At 69.9% G+C, this 15,089-nt stretch carries 13 protein-coding genes and 1 pseudogene; 6 read left to right on the forward strand and 8 right to left on the reverse strand.

Translation table 11 applies throughout. The annotated features are described in order from the left end of the window. Positions 1-129: 129 nt before the first annotated feature. Positions 130-1,608: an aldehyde dehydrogenase family protein gene (locus tag AC3AP7_RS24435; RefSeq protein WP_487362884.1), complete on the reverse strand. Its 1,479-nt coding sequence runs from the start codon at positions 1,606-1,608 to the stop codon at positions 130-132. Between the two features lie 270 nt (positions 1,609-1,878). Between AC3AP7_RS24435 and AC3AP7_RS24440 the strand changes: the two genes are divergently transcribed. Continuing rightward, positions 1,879-2,760, forward strand: coding sequence for a GNAT family N-acetyltransferase (locus AC3AP7_RS24440; protein WP_487362885.1), 882 nt, complete (start codon positions 1,879-1,881; stop codon positions 2,758-2,760). A gap of 101 nt (positions 2,761-2,861) precedes the next feature. Here AC3AP7_RS24440 and AC3AP7_RS24445 read toward each other — a convergent pair whose 3' ends face one another. Further along, positions 2,862-4,079: an NHL repeat-containing protein gene (locus AC3AP7_RS24445; protein WP_487362886.1), complete on the reverse strand. Its 1,218-nt coding sequence runs from the start codon at positions 4,077-4,079 to the stop codon at positions 2,862-2,864. Between the two features lie 473 nt (positions 4,080-4,552). Between AC3AP7_RS24445 and AC3AP7_RS24450 the strand changes: the two genes are divergently transcribed. Together AC3AP7_RS24450 and AC3AP7_RS24455 are read left to right on the forward strand one after the other, a co-directional pair. Beyond that, the gene (locus AC3AP7_RS24450) at positions 4,553-5,263 is read left to right on the forward strand and encodes a response regulator (protein WP_487362887.1); all 711 of its coding nucleotides are present in this window, start codon (positions 4,553-4,555) and stop codon (positions 5,261-5,263) included. 17 nt (positions 5,264-5,280) lie between these two features. Continuing rightward, the gene (locus tag AC3AP7_RS24455; protein WP_487362888.1) at positions 5,281-7,071 is read left to right on the forward strand and encodes a sensor histidine kinase; all 1,791 of its coding nucleotides are present in this window, start codon (positions 5,281-5,283) and stop codon (positions 7,069-7,071) included. Between the two features lie 208 nt (positions 7,072-7,279). On the opposite strand, the gene AC3AP7_RS24460 is transcribed toward AC3AP7_RS24455, so the two are convergent. From AC3AP7_RS24460 to AC3AP7_RS24475, 4 genes are all read right to left on the reverse strand, one after another. Then, the gene (locus AC3AP7_RS24460; protein WP_487362889.1) at positions 7,280-7,909 is read right to left on the reverse strand and encodes an O-methyltransferase; all 630 of its coding nucleotides are present in this window, start codon (positions 7,907-7,909) and stop codon (positions 7,280-7,282) included. A gap of 52 nt (positions 7,910-7,961) precedes the next feature. Next, positions 7,962-9,023 (reverse strand): HoxN/HupN/NixA family nickel/cobalt transporter, encoded by a 1,062-nt coding sequence (locus AC3AP7_RS24465; RefSeq protein ID WP_487362890.1) that lies wholly within the window; start codon positions 9,021-9,023, stop codon positions 7,962-7,964. A 303-nt stretch (positions 9,024-9,326) separates the two neighbouring features. After that, positions 9,327-9,572, reverse strand: a complete 246-nt coding sequence (locus AC3AP7_RS24470; RefSeq protein WP_487362891.1) for a hypothetical protein — start codon at positions 9,570-9,572, stop codon at positions 9,327-9,329. Beyond that, positions 9,569-10,273, reverse strand: coding sequence for an MgtC/SapB family protein (locus tag AC3AP7_RS24475; protein ID WP_487362892.1), 705 nt, complete (start codon positions 10,271-10,273; stop codon positions 9,569-9,571). Before AC3AP7_RS24475 ends, AC3AP7_RS24470 begins: the two co-directional genes overlap by 4 nt. Positions 10,274-10,597: 324 nt before the next feature. Between AC3AP7_RS24475 and AC3AP7_RS24480 the strand changes: the two genes are divergently transcribed. Further along, a complete protein-coding gene (locus AC3AP7_RS24480) occupies positions 10,598-10,927 on the forward strand; it encodes a hypothetical protein (RefSeq protein WP_488324825.1) in 330 nt (109 codons plus the stop codon). Here the strand turns inward: AC3AP7_RS24480 and AC3AP7_RS24485 are convergent. After that, complete coding sequence (locus AC3AP7_RS24485) at positions 10,876-12,264, reverse strand: tetratricopeptide repeat protein (RefSeq protein ID WP_487362894.1); 1,389 nt, start codon at positions 12,262-12,264, stop codon at positions 10,876-10,878. The two genes, AC3AP7_RS24480 and AC3AP7_RS24485, sit on opposite strands and share 52 nt — an antisense overlap. Positions 12,265-12,747: 483 nt before the next feature. Between AC3AP7_RS24485 and AC3AP7_RS24490 the strand changes: the two are divergent. Both AC3AP7_RS24490 and AC3AP7_RS24495 read left to right on the forward strand, forming a co-directional pair. Beyond that, positions 12,748-13,938, forward strand: a pseudogene (locus AC3AP7_RS24490) (sigma-54 interaction domain-containing protein); the annotation flags it as partial. A 204-nt stretch (positions 13,939-14,142) separates the two neighbouring features. Beyond that, positions 14,143-14,253 carry a helix-turn-helix domain-containing protein gene (locus AC3AP7_RS24495; protein ID WP_488324874.1) on the forward strand — a complete coding sequence of 37 codons (111 nt, stop codon included), beginning with the start codon at positions 14,143-14,145 and terminating at the stop codon, positions 14,251-14,253. Between the two features lie 54 nt (positions 14,254-14,307). Here AC3AP7_RS24495 and AC3AP7_RS24500 read toward each other — a convergent pair whose 3' ends face one another. Then, on the reverse strand, positions 14,308-15,078 hold the full coding sequence (locus AC3AP7_RS24500; protein ID WP_487362895.1) for an SDR family oxidoreductase: 771 nt from the start codon (positions 15,076-15,078) through the stop codon (positions 14,308-14,310). Between the last annotated feature and the right edge of the window lie 11 nt (positions 15,079-15,089).

Here is a 15,089-nt window from a genome sequence, read left to right on the forward strand (position 1 = left end):
CGTCCCTGTGAAAAATTTAAGCAGCGCAAAATCCGCGAAGGTCGCCGATTCGGGGGGCTGCGACGGTATAAACCGGTCGTTTTACGGGTCGCCCGCAGCAGATTCTGCGGCGCCGCACGACGCCGCCGCCTAGCCGCGCGTATCGATCAGCACGCTCTTGAAGCGCAGATGCGCTTCGTAGCCCTGGCGCCCGAGATCCTTGCCGAGGCCCGAGCGCCTGAAGCCGCCGGTCGGGAGCATGAAGTCGTTCGAGCGGCCGTAGCGGTTCACCCACACGGTCCCCGCGTCGAGCGCGCGCACGATGCGCAGCGCGCGGCCGAGGTCCGCGGTATGCACGCCGGCCGCAAGCCCGTAGTCCGGGTGCGCGGCGAGCGCGAGCGCCTCCTCCTCGGACTCGAAGGTCTGCACGGTCAGCACCGGCCCGAAGATTTCGGCGCGCACCGCTTCCGAGGCCGCGGTGACGCCGCTCAGGATCGTCGGCGCATAGAAGGCGCCGGGCACCGGCGCTTCCACGCGCTGCCCGCCGCAGTGCAGCGTGGCGCCGGCGGCGACGCTGCGCGCGACGATCGCGTCGATGCGGCCGGCCTGCGCCGGCGAGATGATCGGCGAGAGCGTCGTGCCCGCGGCCCACGTCGCGCCCGCGCGCAATCCGGCGAACGCCTGTTCGATGCGCGCGATCAGCTCCGCGGCGACGCTGCGCTCGACCAGCAGCCGCGAACCCGCGACGCAGACCTGTCCGGCGTTGCCGGTGATCGCGCCGGCAATGCGACGCGCGACCTCGTCGAGGCGCGGCGCATCGGCGAACACCAGTTGGGGGCTCTTGCCGCCCAGCTCCAGCGTGACCGGCTTCGTGCCGCTTTCCGCGCAGGCCGCCATGATCTGCGCGCCCGCGCGCGTCGAGCCGGTGAACGTCACCTTGGCGGTCTGCGGCGCGCGCACCAGCGCGTCGCCGGTCGTCGCGCCGTCGCCCTGCACGACATTGAAGACGCCCGGCGCAATGCCGGCCTCGACGGCCAGCTCGGCCAGCCGCAGCGCCGAAAACGGCGTGAGTTCCGACGGCTTGAGCACGACGGCGTTGCCCGCCGCGAGCGCGGGCGCGATCTTCCACGCCGCCATCACCAGCGGAAAATTCCACGGCGCGATCGCGCCGACCACGCCGTATGGCTCGGCAATCGTCATGCCGAGGTGATCGTGGTCGGTCGCCACCACGTCGCCGCCGACCTTGTCGGCGAATTCGGCGTAAAAGCGGATGCTGTCGGCGGCGAACGGCACGTCCCAGTGGTACGCGTCGCGCACCGGGCGGGTCGAGCCGAGCGCTTCGAGCGGCGCGAGCGTGCGCGCATCGGCGACGATCAGATCGGCGAAGCGCCGCAGCACGCGGGCCCGCTCGCGCGGCGCCATGCGCCCCCAGCCGGCGCTGCGCGCCGCCTGCGCCGCGTTGTCGAGCGCGTGGCCGACGAGCGCCGCGTCGGCGAGCGGCACCGACGCGTAGCGCGCGCCATCGGAGGGCCGTGCGACGTCGAGGCACGCGCCGCCCGGCGCGACGTAGGCGCCGCCGATGAAATGGCCGCTGCGCACGGCAATCGAGGCGGGATCGAACTGGTCCATCACTGTCCCTTGCGAAGGTTCCTGATGCGAAACATCGTAAGGCCGCGGGCGCCGCATAATGCGCCGACAAAATCCCGCTTTCAGCACAGATGACGCGTTATGCGCACCCCGACGCCCCGTTTTGCGTTGCATCACGGCGCCGCGCGGGCGCATCGCGGCGCGCGCCGCCGGAACAGGGCGAGCGGCGCCGAAAACAGGAAGATCGTCCTAGCCACGCGCGGGCGCGGATGCGATAGTCTCGCTACGCATTCATCGAACGAGGAGGCCGGCGTGTCCGAGCCCAGCACGAAAAGCGCCATCGCCTATCGCGCGTTCAACGCCGACGACATCACCGCATGCCATGCGCTGTCGATGGCGGTGCGCTGGCGCCACCGTCCCGACGACTGGCGCTTCGCGGCGCGCATCGGCGAGGGCATCGTCGCGGTGGACGCGCGCGGCACGATCGTCGGCAGCGCGTTCGCGTGGTGTTTCGGCCGCGACGCGGCGACGCTCGGCATGCTGATCGTCGCGCCGGACCACCAGCGCGAGGGGATCGGCCGCGCGATGATTTCGCACTGGATGCGCGCGCTCGCGCCGCGCACGCTGCGCCTGCACGCGAGCGAAGCCGGCCGGCCGCTCGTCGAGGCGCTCGGCTTTCGCCATATCGGACGGATTCATCAGCATCAGGGCGCGGCGTTCCAGCCGCCGCTCGTGTCGCTGCCGCCGGGCGAGCGGCTGCGTCCGCTCGGCGTGAACGACGTGCCGCGCCTCGTCGAACTCGCCACGCGCGCAAGCGCGCTCGATCGCACCGACCTGCTGCCGAAACTGCTCGACGTGTCGAGCGGCATCGCGCTCGACCGCGACGGGCAGCTTGTGGGCTTCGCGCTGTTCCGGCGCTTCGGCGACGGTCATGTGATCGGTCCGGTCGTCGCGCCGGACGCATCCGGCGCCCCCGACGCAAGCGGCGCGAAAGCGCTGATCAGCCACTGGCTCGCGTCGAACGCGGGGATGTTCGTGCGGATCGACACGCCGGCCGCGCTCGGCCTGTCCGGCTGGCTCGAACGCCTCGGCCTGCCGCTCGTCGACAGCATCGAGCAGATGGAATACGGCACGCCGCGCCTGCCCGATCCGGCGTGCACGCAGTACGCGATTGCGAGCCAGGCCGTGTGGTGACGAGGCGGCGCTGAGAGAGGGAGATGAAGCGGCGGCGCGCGCCCGGCCGCGGCCGAAGCCGCCGCGGCGCGCCGCGCGCGCCGTGTGCCGGGCGCAACCGCTTACTGCACGGTCGGCGCGAGCTTGATGACGCCTGCGTTCGAGCCTTGCGTGGTCAGGTAGAGGTTGTCGCTCGCATCCACCGCGATCGAGGTCGCCCCGGTCACCGTATCGAGCGTCGAGACGACGCCGGCCGGCGTGATCTGGCGCACCGCGCCGCTGCCGGTATCGACCACGTACAGATTGCCCGCCGCGTCCGCGACGATCCCGCCCGGCGCATTGAAGGCCGCCTGCGACCCGGTGCCGTCGGTGTCGGCCGCGCTGCCGGAGCCGGCGAGCAGCACTGGCGAGCCGGACACGAGCTTGAACACCGCGTTGTGCGTCTGGTCGGTCACGTAGACGTTGCCGTTCGCATCCACCGTCACGCCGTAGGGCGTGAACGTCGCGCTGCCGCTCGCGAGCGTCGCGAGCTTCGTGCCGCTCGACGAATACTCGGTCACCGTGGCCGGGCTCGTGCCGGTATCGACGACGTAGAGGGTGCCGCTCGCGTCGACCGAGACGCCGGTCGGGTTCACGAGGCCGCTCGTCGAATTGTCGATCACGTAGTTGCCGGTGGCCGTCTGCGTGCTGTAAGCGACGATCGCCTGATCGAGCGCATCGGCCTCGTAAAGCGTCGCGTTCTTCGCGCCGAACGCCATCAGCCCCGCGCCGCCGGCCGACGTGTAGATCATCGAGGGCGTCCCCGTGCCGCCGGCCAGCTTGTAGATGTCGCCTGCGTTGTTGTCCGACGCGTACACGTTGCCGCTCGCGTCGACGGCGACGCCCACCAGCTTCGCGCCGTCGCCCGCCTGCACCGCGTTGAACGTGGCCGCCGCGGCGAGCGAGGTGGAGGTCGCGGTGTCGACCGCGCAGGCCACCGCGACGCTCGTCACGTCCGCGCTCGCCGTGCCGCTCGCATGGCTGACCGCGCAGTTCCACCACGCGGGCTGCGTCTGCACGGTGACGTCATAGGCCGCGCCCGCGGCCACCGGCACCGCGAACGAAAACGCGCCGCTTGCGGCGACGCTCAGCGCATCGGCGCCGTTGTTCTCCAGCACCAGTTGCGCACCGGACGGCAGTCCGCTGACGCTACCGCCGACAGTGAACTTCGCCGCCGACGACCCGCCGGACGACGAAGTGCCTGGCGACGAACCGCCCCCGCCGCAAGCCGTCAGAAAAACGCATAGCGCGGCGGCCGCAGCCGTCGCAGGTGAGCGCATCACGCGCGTCGTCGTGTTCATTCCCGATCCCCCACTCGCTGAATAAAACTGCCCCTCGATCCTCATGCAGGCGACCGCCCCCGGTCGGAGCAGCACGGCATGTCCCGCATGCGCTTCGCCTCGCAATCCTGCTGGCCATCGCCCAGGGCGGCCGCGCAGGGTCGCGCGATGCCCGATGCTTCGTTGTTCTGACCGGTTTTCGAACGGGTGTTTCAAGCACTCCGTGCGATGCGTTTTTCTTCTCCGGTCCGGCACGGCAGGCTGCACCGATTCCCCGTCTTGCGTGATTGTCCGGTGTGCCCCGGCGGTTCTCCTCGCGCCTCGTCCGCATACTGCTCACGCAGCTTATCAATGCCCCCCGTGCGCCGATATCCCCGAAACCAGGTATGCACGGCGCACCGGGGGCGCGACGCACCGCTACCCAATTCACGGTATGGCGGCCTGCGCCGTTCGCGCGGCACAATAGGCGCATCCTTCGCGGAGTGATCCAGCCTATGCCGTCCCTGCCCGTTGCCCCCGACGAGTCCGTTCTGCCCGGCCCGCTGCTCGTCGTCGAAGACGAACCGGTCACGCAGTTGCGGCTGCGCGCGATCCTGACGAACCTCGGCTACCGCGACGACGCGCTGCTGTGCGTCGGCAGCATTGCGCAGGCCGACGCGCTGCTCGTCGAGGAGCCGGTCGCGATGGCGCTCGTCGACATCGGCCTGCCCGACGGCAGCGGCATCGACCTGATCCGCCGCCTGCACCGCGCGGATCCGGCGCTGCCCATCGTGGTAATCTCCGCGTGGAGTACCGAGCAGATCATCGTCAGCGCGCTGCAAGCCGGCGCGACCGGCTACCTGCTCAAGGAACGCGAGGACGTCGAGATCATGCTGTCGATCCGCAGCGCGCTGCGCGGCGGCGCGCCGATCGACCCGTTCATCGCGCGCCGCATTCTCGACCTCGTCGGCCCGGGGACGCCGGAAGGCGCAGGCAGCAAGCCGAACGGGGACGAAGCAAAGGAAGCCGTCCCGGCGCTGAGCGCGCGCGAGGCCGAAATTCTCGCGCTGGTCGCCAAAGGGCTGAGTAACCGGGAAATCTCCGGACTGTTGTGCCTGTCGAAGCTCACGGTCGAATGCCACATCAAGAACATCTACAAGAAACTGGCCGTCAATTCGCGCACCCAGGCGGTCTTCGAAGGGCGCTCGCTGGGCTGGCTGCCGTAGCGCTCGTCGCGCTGCTGTTGCTGCCCGCCGCACCCGCGCGCGCCGCGCCGCCCGCGGGCATCCCGTTCACCGTCGAGGCCGTGCGCTCCGACTGGCAGGCGAGCGCGCCGCCCGCGAGCGGCTGGCGCCCGGTGAGCCTGCCCGACATCTGGAGCACCCGCTGGCCCGGCTTCGACGGCGTGGTCTGGTACCGCCTCACATGGCAATGGCAGCCGGCTGACGGCCCGACGAGCGTGATCCTCGACTACCTCGACATGGCGGGCGCCGTGTATCTGAACGGCGTGCTGCTCGGGCGCGACCCGCATCTGCGCGAGCCGCTGACGCGCGCGTGGAATACGCCGCGCTACTGGCGGCTGCCCGCGCCGCTGGTTCATCCGGGCGCCAACACGCTGCTGATCCGCGTGTCGGGGCTGGCTGCCTATCAGCCGGGACTCGGGCCCGTCGTGCTCGGCGCGCCGGCTGCGATCCGCGCGCTCTACCGCGGCGAGCGCTGGCAGCGGCACGATATCCAGCTGATCAGCATTGCCGTGACGGCGACGCTCGGCAGCTTCTTCGGCGTGCTGTGGCTGATGCGCCGGCGCGAGACGACGTATGGCTGGTTCAGCCTGCTGTCGCTCGCATGGTGGTGCTTTGCGTACAACCAGGTCGCGACCAGCCCCTGGCCGTTCGACAACAACGACCGGTGGGAAGTCGTATCGGCGATCCTGTTCGTCGTGTTCTGCGCGTGCTTCACGATCTTCGTGCTGCGCTTTTGCGAGCGCCGTCCGCGCCGTCTCGAGGCGGCGCTCGGCGGTGTCGTCGCGGCGACCTCCGTCGCGCTGCTGCTGATGCCGCGGCAGTCCCTGCTCGACGCGCGCGCGATCGCGATCACCGGCGCCGCGACGCTGTTCTTCTTCAGTTGCCTGCAGTTTCTCTATTTCACATTGAAGGATCGCCGCGCCGAACAGCTGATCCTGTCGGTCTGCATGATCGTGTTCATCGCAGCCGGTCTGCACGACCTGCTCGAATTTCTCGGCGTGCTGGACACCAATATCTACTACACCGCGGCCACGTCGCAGTTCCTGATGATCTGCATGGCGCTGGTGCTCGCGTGGCGCTTTGCCGCGAGCCTGCGGCGCATCGAGCATTTCAACCGCGACCTGATCGGGAAGATCGCCGCGGCGCGCGACGAACTGAACCGCACGCTCACGCACCAGCACGAGCTCGAACTCGTCAACACGCGCCTCGGCGAACGGCTCGCGCTCGCCCAGGACCTGCACGACGGCCTCGGCAGCACGCTCGTGAGCAGCATCACGACGCTCGAACATACGCCGCAGGGCATCGCGCCCGAGCGCTTCCTGTCGATCCTGAAGGAGCTGCGCGACGATCTGCGCATCGTGATCGACACCGCGTCGAATCACCAGTTCGGCGCAATCGCGCTCGCCGACCTGGTCGCGCCGCTGCGCTACCGCCTCACGCGGCTCTTCGAGATCCAGGGCGTCGACTGCCAGTGGCGCATCGTGGACACGCCGACGCATCCGCTGCCGGCCCCGGAAGGACTGCACGTGATGCGCATCCTGCAGGAGGCGCTCACCAACGTGCTCAAGCACAGCAAGGCGACGCGCGTCGAGGTCGCGCTGTGCGGCAGCGACACGCAGCTCGACCTCGTGGTGGCTGACAACGGCTGCGGATTCGCAGCGGAACCGGCCGCGCCCTATGACGGCGCCGGGCTGCGCAGCATGCGCTCGCGCGCGCTGCGCCTGCACGGCACATTGACGCTCGAATCCCGGCCGGGCCGCACGGTCGTGACGGTGCGCATACCGCGCTGACGGGCCGGGACGCAGGCGTCGACGGGCCATCCGCCGATGCGCACCGGTGCCCTCCGGTGCGCACCGACGCCCGCCGATGCCCGCCGGTGCGCGCCGATTGCCCGCCGACGCCCGCCGGTGCGCGCCGATTGCCCGCCGACGCCCGCCGATGCCCGCCGATTGCCCGCCGACGCCCGCCGATTGCCGCCGATGCAGCCAGCGGCCGCGCTCAGCCGTATGGCGGCTGCGGCTGATAGCGGCTGATTTCCAGCCCGGAGCCGACCGGCAGCTGGATGCTGGCGATCCCCGGCTTCGCGCGCACCGCGCGGCCGTAGCGCTTCACCTCGTCGTGCACGGGCCGGATCATGTTGTCCGCGACGATGATCGCGCCCGGGTTCAGCTTCGGATAGAACGCGTCGAGACAGGGTTCGTACAGGTCCTTCCACAGGTCCACCAGCACGAAGTCGATGCCGGCGGGCAGCGCGTCGAGCAGCGCCAGCGCATCGCCGACGCGGAACTCGATGTACGCGTCGAGGCCCGCCTTCGTGGCCATGTCCCGTGCGTAGGCGGATTTGTAGTCGTACATCTCCATCGTGATCACCCGGCCGCCGGTGTGCCGCGCGGCCTCCGCGAGCCAGATGCCCGAGTAGCCGAACGAGGTGCCGAGTTCGAGGATCGTCGGCGCGTCGAGGCTCCTTGCCAGCACGTTCAGCAACTGCCCGGTCTGCGGCCCGACCGCGCGCATCAGCTGGTCCCGGCTGCGACTGTCGCGCAGCGCCGGATGCTGCGCGCGCTGGATCTTTTCCTCGTCGATGCGGGCGTGATATGCGTCGAGTACCGCCTGAATCCGTTCGTCCATCCTGTCTTTCCTCCTTGCTTTCCTCCTTGTCCCAGCGGCGCACCGCGCGCATCTAGGCTCGCGCACCCGGCCCGGCGTCGTCCAGCCGCTTCGCCCGGTAGATCGCCACCGACGCAATCCAGCAGAACACGAAGAGCGCGACGATCAGATAGCCGAGCAGGCCAAAGTGGTCGTTGAGCGCGCCGATGGCCGCCCACAGCGGGCCCTTCAGGCTCAACCGGTCGGCCAGCAGCCCGAGCGCCTCGATCCCGCCGATCACGACGGCCACCAGAATCGACACCAGCGTGATCGTCATGTTGTAGTAGATCTTGCGCAGCGGCTTCTGGTAGGCCCAGCCGTAGGCGCCGAGCATCAGGTGGCCGTCCAGCGTGTCGACGAGCGACATGCCCGCGCTGAAGAGCGCCGGAAACACCATGATCGCCCACGGCGACAGCCCCTTCGCCGCCTGGCTCGCGGCCAGGCCGAGCAGCCCGATCTCCGTGGCGGTATCGAAGCCGAGGCCGAACAGGAAGCCCACCGGATACATGTGCCCACTGCGCGTGACGACGCGAAACAGCGGCCGGAACAGCCGCGCAAGCACGCCGCGGTTCGCGAGCAGCAGGTCGAAGTCGTCGTCCTCGTACGCGCCGCCGCTGCGCACCCGCCGCCACGCGCGGTAAATGCCGCGCAGGATCAGCAGGTTCATCCAGGCGAGCGCGAACAGGAACCCGGCCGACACCGCCGTGCCGATCACGTTGCCGAGCGCCTTCAGGCTGTCGAAGCGGCTCTGGATCGCGGCCGTGGCGAGCGCCACCGCGACCGACGCGAGCACGACCACCGTCGAATGTCCCAGCGAAAAGCACAGGCCCACGGCGACCGGGCGCTTTTTCTCCTGCATCAGCTTGCGCGTGACCGTATCGATCGCGGCGATGTGATCGGCGTCGACCGCGTGACGCAAGCCGAAGCCGTACGCGAGCATGGCCGAGCCGAGCAACACCGGATGCGTGCGGAACGCGACGAGCGCCCACGCCCAGGCCGCCACGTTGAACGCGATCAGCATGCCGTAGACGAAGCCGAGCTTGCGGCGAAGCCGCGCATCCGAGTCGTTGAAGACCTGGGCCAGCGGACCGAACATCGTGAATCTCCCGTGTCGTGCGCGTTCAGTGTCAGGGGCGGCGGGTGCGCGTGCGCATGCGCAGGGGATGCCGCAGGGGGACGCGACCGGCGCGGGCGCCCGGCCCTCTGGGCTTATAACCCGCCGATACGGGAAAGTCGATGGCCTCGCGCGTGGACGCGTGCGCATCCGCTGGCTGCGGCGGCGGCATCGCGCGATGCGATGCCTCGCCCGCGCGGGCATCGCGATCGCGCTCACGATCGCGACGCGCGCGCATACCCGGGGGGCGTGCGGGGCGAATCCGCGTGGCGGGCGCCACGCGGCTTAACGGGCGTCCTCGCCGAACAGGTCGTCGACGATCCTGCGCGCCGCGCCATAGCCGCCGGCGAGCGCATCGTGCGCCGACGCGAACGGGTGGCCGCCGGTCTCGCCGAAGCGCAGCGGCGAGAACGCCGCGACCGGATCGTCGCGGCGGAATACCCGCACAACCGCGACGTAGCCGCTGCGCAGCGCGCGCGCATCCTCGACGGAGATTTCGAGCCTGAAGCCGTGATAGTCGTACGTCGTCATCGCCATCCACCTCGCGGATCGTCGTCCTGGCGGCACACGCGCACGCCCTGCATTGCGGCAAGACGCGCGCAGATCGCGGCGAACTCGTCGGCCGACGCGCGCGACAGCGCTATCTGCACGTCGTCGAGTTCGGGATCGTCCTCGGCCTGCTGCACGACGAACTGCTTGACCCGGACGCTGCCGGTGCCCAGCGCGCGGTGCAGGCTGTCCAGCGAAACGCTGCCGCGCTCTACCACCAACTGTATACTGCGCGGCTGCCGAACGGCAATGAAACGCCGTTCGAGCGGCTTGATGCCGGCGAGAATGATCAGAATAATCAGCGTCGCGCCGATCGCCGCGGTGTACATGCCGCCGCCGACCGCAAGGCCGATGCCGGCCACCGACCACAGGCTCGCGGCCGTCGTCAGACCGCGCACGACCTCGCCGCGCAGCAGGATCGAGCCCGCGCCGAGAAAGCCGATCCCGGACACCACCTGCGCCGCGACGCGCGACGGATCGAGCACGACGTTCTTCTGTGTCAGCGCATCCGCGAATCCGAACGCGGACACCAGCATCATCAGCGCGGCCCCGACGGCGACCAGCATGTGCGTGCGCAATCCTGCGGCCCAGCTGAGCCGCTCGCGCTCGTAGCCGATCACGCTGCCGAGCAGGGCCGCCATCGCGAGGCGGGAGAGAATTTCGAAGTTGCTGATCACGGTCATGGATCCCTGTTGGCGCACAGAATCGCGGCGATTGCGCGGTCGGTCACGGGACGATCACGGGCGGCGCGGCAGCGGTTGCGCGGCCGGCGGCCGGCGGCCGGGCAAAGCGAGATTGTGACATTTTTATGACGAAACGTCAGGCTGCCGAGGGTCGGCGCAATCCTCGCGCGGGCGTCGCGTCCGGACACCGTTGAGCGGGTGTGCGCAATGCGTGGGCCACGCGGGCAAGCGCGGGGGCGGAGCGCTCGCGCCGCACAAGCGCCCTGGTCGGCGGGCCGGTCGCAGAACGTGGCGCGCCCCTTTCTCCAGCGCGCGGCGAGGTTCGTGCGGTTCATGCGGTTCGTGCGGTTCGTGCGGTTCGTACGGGTCGTGCGGGTCGTGCGGTTCGTACGGGTCGTGCGGGTCGTGCGGGTCGTGCGGGTCGTGCCGTTCGTGCCGTTCGTGCCGTTCGTGCCGTTCGTGCCGTTCGTGCCGTTCGTGCCGTTCGTGCAGGTCGTGCAGGTCGTGCAGGTCGTGCAGGTCGTGCAGGTCGTGCAGGTCGTGCAGGCGGCGGGCAGTAGCGCGGGTCGCCGGCACGCGTCGGCGCGCATCGACCGGCACGACTACGCCAGCCCGGCATCCCCCGCCCGCGCGCGCCGCGCGAGCATCGCGTAGAACGCTTGCCGGATCCGCTCGACCGCCACGCGCTTGTACGGAAACCGCTCGTTGTTGCCGTGCACAAGCATGCTCGCGTTGACTTCGAACACGACGAGTGCGCCCGCCGGATCGAGCGCGCAGTCGATGCCGAAGTAATCGAGGCCGATGGTCTCGCGCACCGCGTGCAGACTCGCGCGCTGCGCGGCGCCGAACACGCGCCACGGGTCGTCGAGGAATGCGCGTTCCTCGTCCTGCATCCAGCGCAGCTCCGCCATGCGCGTGGTGACGTGGTGCACCTTCCACTGGTCGTCGATCGCGAGGTGATACGGCAGGATCTCGCCGTCGACGTAGACGAAGCGGTACTTGCGGAAATAGCCATCCGCGGACCGGTAATCGACGAACGGCGTCACGTAGTAATGGTTCGCCGCGTGCCGCTCGACGAAGGCGAGCAGTTGCCGCGCGTCCTCCATCTTCTCGAAGGCCTCGCCCCCGTGCGTGCCCGCAGGCCGCACCAGCAGCGCGAACGCGAGCCCCGCGCCGGACGCGTGCGCGCATGCGGCGGCAAGCTCGGCGGCCGGCCACAGCCGCGTGGACGGCACGCGGCAGCCGGGCGTTTGCGCGAGTTGCTGCGCGACCGCGTCGCGGCGCGTGCGCGCAATGCGCTGCGGCGAATTCACGAGCGGTGCGCCGATGCGCTCCGCGAACGCCTGGGCGGGCGCGAGCAGCGCGTGCCCGCGATCGACGTCCGAGATCAGATTGACGACCACGTCCGCATAGCCGCGCAGCCGCTCGAAGTCATAGCCGGCATCCGGCAACAGCGTGATCACGTTGCTTTCGAAACGCGCCTGTGCGGTCAGATACTCGATCGGCGTATTGCCCGCCCCCGGCCCGAAGATGAACAGCACGCGAAACTCGGGCGGCGCGACGACTGCGGCAATCGTGATCAGCGGCCGCACCGACAGCGCGCGCCGGTACGTCGCCGCCGCCGCGCTCGCGAGGCCGAGCGCCTGCTGCAGGTTGGCGACGAGATGCAGCGTGGCCGCATCGTCGGGGTCGGCGGCGAGCGTGCGTTCGAGATGATCGAGCGCGCGCCGGTGATGTCCGCCGCAGGCCAGCGCGAAACCCAGCTGGCGATGCACCGCGACGGCGTCGCCGGGTTGGCGCAGCAGCCGCGTCAGCCAGCCGACGGCCTCGTCGAAGCAGTTGCGCCGCACCAGCACCTGCGCGAGCCCGAGGCAGGCATCCCGATGTACCGGATCGGTGCGCAGCGCGTCGCGATAGTGGCTTTCCGCCAGATCGAGACGCCCTTCCTGAAGATGCGACGACGCGAGTGAAACAAGACGATCGATACTCATGACCGGAAACACCACCTGCACGACCGGGCACCCCGCATACGCGCGGCACAACAGCCCCGACAACCGCATGACAAACCGCGATGGCCCGCGCTGCTGCCCGATGCGCGCGCCAACCGGACGAACGCGCCTACGATACCAGCGAATCCGCCCGCCTGGGGCAAAACGCGCTGCGCGACGACACATGGGACCGGGACCGTGCGCGGGGGCTGTCTGCCGCGTCTGTCATCGCGTCTGTCATCGCGTCTGTCGTCGCGTCTGTCGTCGCGTCTGTCGTCGCGTCTGTCGTCGCGTCTATCGTCGCGTTTGTGGCCGGCTGGGCCGGTTCGACAGTCCGTCTCGCCCGCGTGCCTCGCGGTTGCCGCGCGTGCGTCGCCGCCGGCGGCAGGACAGGGAGCGCATCCGGTTGGGCGCCATGACGTGCCGCCGGACCGTCGCGGCAATCAGCGGGTATAGTGATGCTCATCACGCCGATCGACCCGCCCCATGACTTCGCCCCCGCCCGTGCCACGCACCGCTCCCGCCGCGGATGCGCCGGACACCACGCCCGACATCGCGACGCTCGTGTCCTACCTCGAATACGATCCGCAGCCGTCGATCGTGCTCGATCCGCACTACCGGATTCTCGCCGCCAACACCGCTTATCAGCGCCACTTCGGCGTCGCCGGGCAGCCGCCGCTCGGCCGTCATTGCTATCAGGTCTCGCATCACTACGAGGTGCCGTGCGACCTCGCCGGCGAGCACTGTCCGATGAAGCGGGCCACCGACACCCGCGGCGCGGACCGCGTGCTGCATATCCATCACACGCCGCGCGGACCGGAACACGTCGACGTCGAGCTGCGGCCGATCTTCGACGCGCGCTTCGAGATCGTCGCCTACGTCGAGCGTCTTTCGACCGTGCGCGGTGCGTCGGCGCGGCCGAGCGAGGCCGGCCTCGTCGGTCGCGCGCCGGCCTTCAACGACGCGATCTCGGCGCTGCAGCGGGTCGCGCCGTCGATGCTGCCGGTGCTGCTGCTCGGCGAATCGGGCACCGGCAAGGAGCTGTTCGCCCACGCGCTGCACGAAGCGAGCGATCGCGCGCACCGTCCGTTCGTCGTGGTCGACTGCTCCGGCATCACGGAGACGCTGTTCGAAAGCGAATTGTTCGGCTACGAGAAAGGTTCGTTCACCGGCGCGACGACGCGCAAGCCCGGACTCGTCGAAACCGCCGGCGGCGGCACGCTGTTTCTCGACGAGATCGGCGACGTGCCGCTGTCGATGCAGGTCAAGCTGCTGCGGCTGATCGAAACGGGCACGTTTCGCCGCGTCGGCGGCATCGAGACGCTGCGCGCGGACTTCCGGCTCGTCGCCGCCACGCACAAGCCGCTCGACGACATGCTCGCCAGCGGTCAATTCCGCGCGGACCTGTACTTTCGCATCAGCGCATTTCCGATCCGCCTGCCCGCGGTGCGCGAGCGCGCCGACGACATTGCGCTGCTGGCCGATTCGATCCTGCAACGCATCGCGGCCGCGCGCGGCGAAACGCTGCGCCAGCGCGCAATCGCCCCCGACGCGCTCGCGCTGCTGCGCGCGTACCGCTGGCCCGGCAACATCCGCGAGCTGCGCAACGTGCTCGAACGCGCGAGCCTGCTTGCCGACGACGACATCATCCGGCCCGCGCACCTGCCCGAAACACTGCGCGCCGCGCCCGCGGCGGCACTGCCCGCTCAGCCCGCTCAGCCCGCTCAGCCCGCTCAGCCCGCTCAGCCCGCTCAGCCCGCTCAGCCCGCTCAGCCCACTCAGCCCGCTGAGCCCGCTCAGCCCGCATGGGCGGCCCGACCGCGTGCGCGCGGCAAGCTGCCGGATGCCGAACTCGCGGCGATCGCCGCGCGGTTTCAGGGCATGCGCAGCGAACTGGCTGCGCATCTGGGGATCAGCGAGCGCACGCTTTACCGGCGGCTGAAGGCGCTCTGCGCAAGCGATGCGGACCACGCGGACGACACGCGTCGATGATTCGCCACTTTCCTGGCACAACGAAGCATACATGCAGCGTGTGCCCCGCCCCGGCTAATGCGCCGCGAAGTGGTCGTTCAGCCCGTTGAACTGCCGCACATAGCCCTCGTAGCCCTGCTCGGCCGCGAAACGCAGCGGCCGCACCCGTTCGACCAGCACTTCGCGCACGTCCGGCTGCGTATCCAGAATCGTCATCACTTCGTCGACGAACGCCGCGAGCGGCATCGCATTCGGATCACTTGCCTGCTGCTCGCCCATCAGTTCGGTCTGCACATAGGGCGGCGCGATTTCAATGACCTCGACGCCGGTGTCCTTGAGCTGGTAGCGCAGCGATTCGGTCATCGAGTGCAGCGCGGCTTTCGTCGCGCTGTACGTCGGCGTCAACGCGAGCGGCAGGAACGCCAGCCCCGACGAAACGTTCAGCAGCGCCGCCTTCGGCTGCCTGCGCAGCAGCGGCAGCAGCGCGGCCGTCAGGCGCAGCGGCGCGACGAGGTTCGTCGCGATGATCGCCTCGGCGATGTCCGTGTTCACGTCGGCGCCGCGCCAGTCTTCCGGCTGCATGATCCCCGCATTGTTGACGAGCGCGTTCAGCGACGGGTAGTCGCGCGCGATGTCCGCTGCCAAGCGGGCGATGTCCCGCGCATCCGTGAGATCGACGACGGCCGTGGCCATGCCGGGATTCGCCTGCGCGAGTTCGTCGAGCACGGCTTTGCGGCGTCCCGCGATGATGACGGTGTTGCCGCGGCGATAAAAGGCCTGCGCCAGCGCGCGCCCGATGCCCGACCCGCCGCCGGTGATCAGAATCGTGTTTCCCTTGGTTTGCATGGCTGTTCTCC

It is taken from the genome of Paraburkholderia sp. PAMB 6770 (assembly GCF_057748135.1).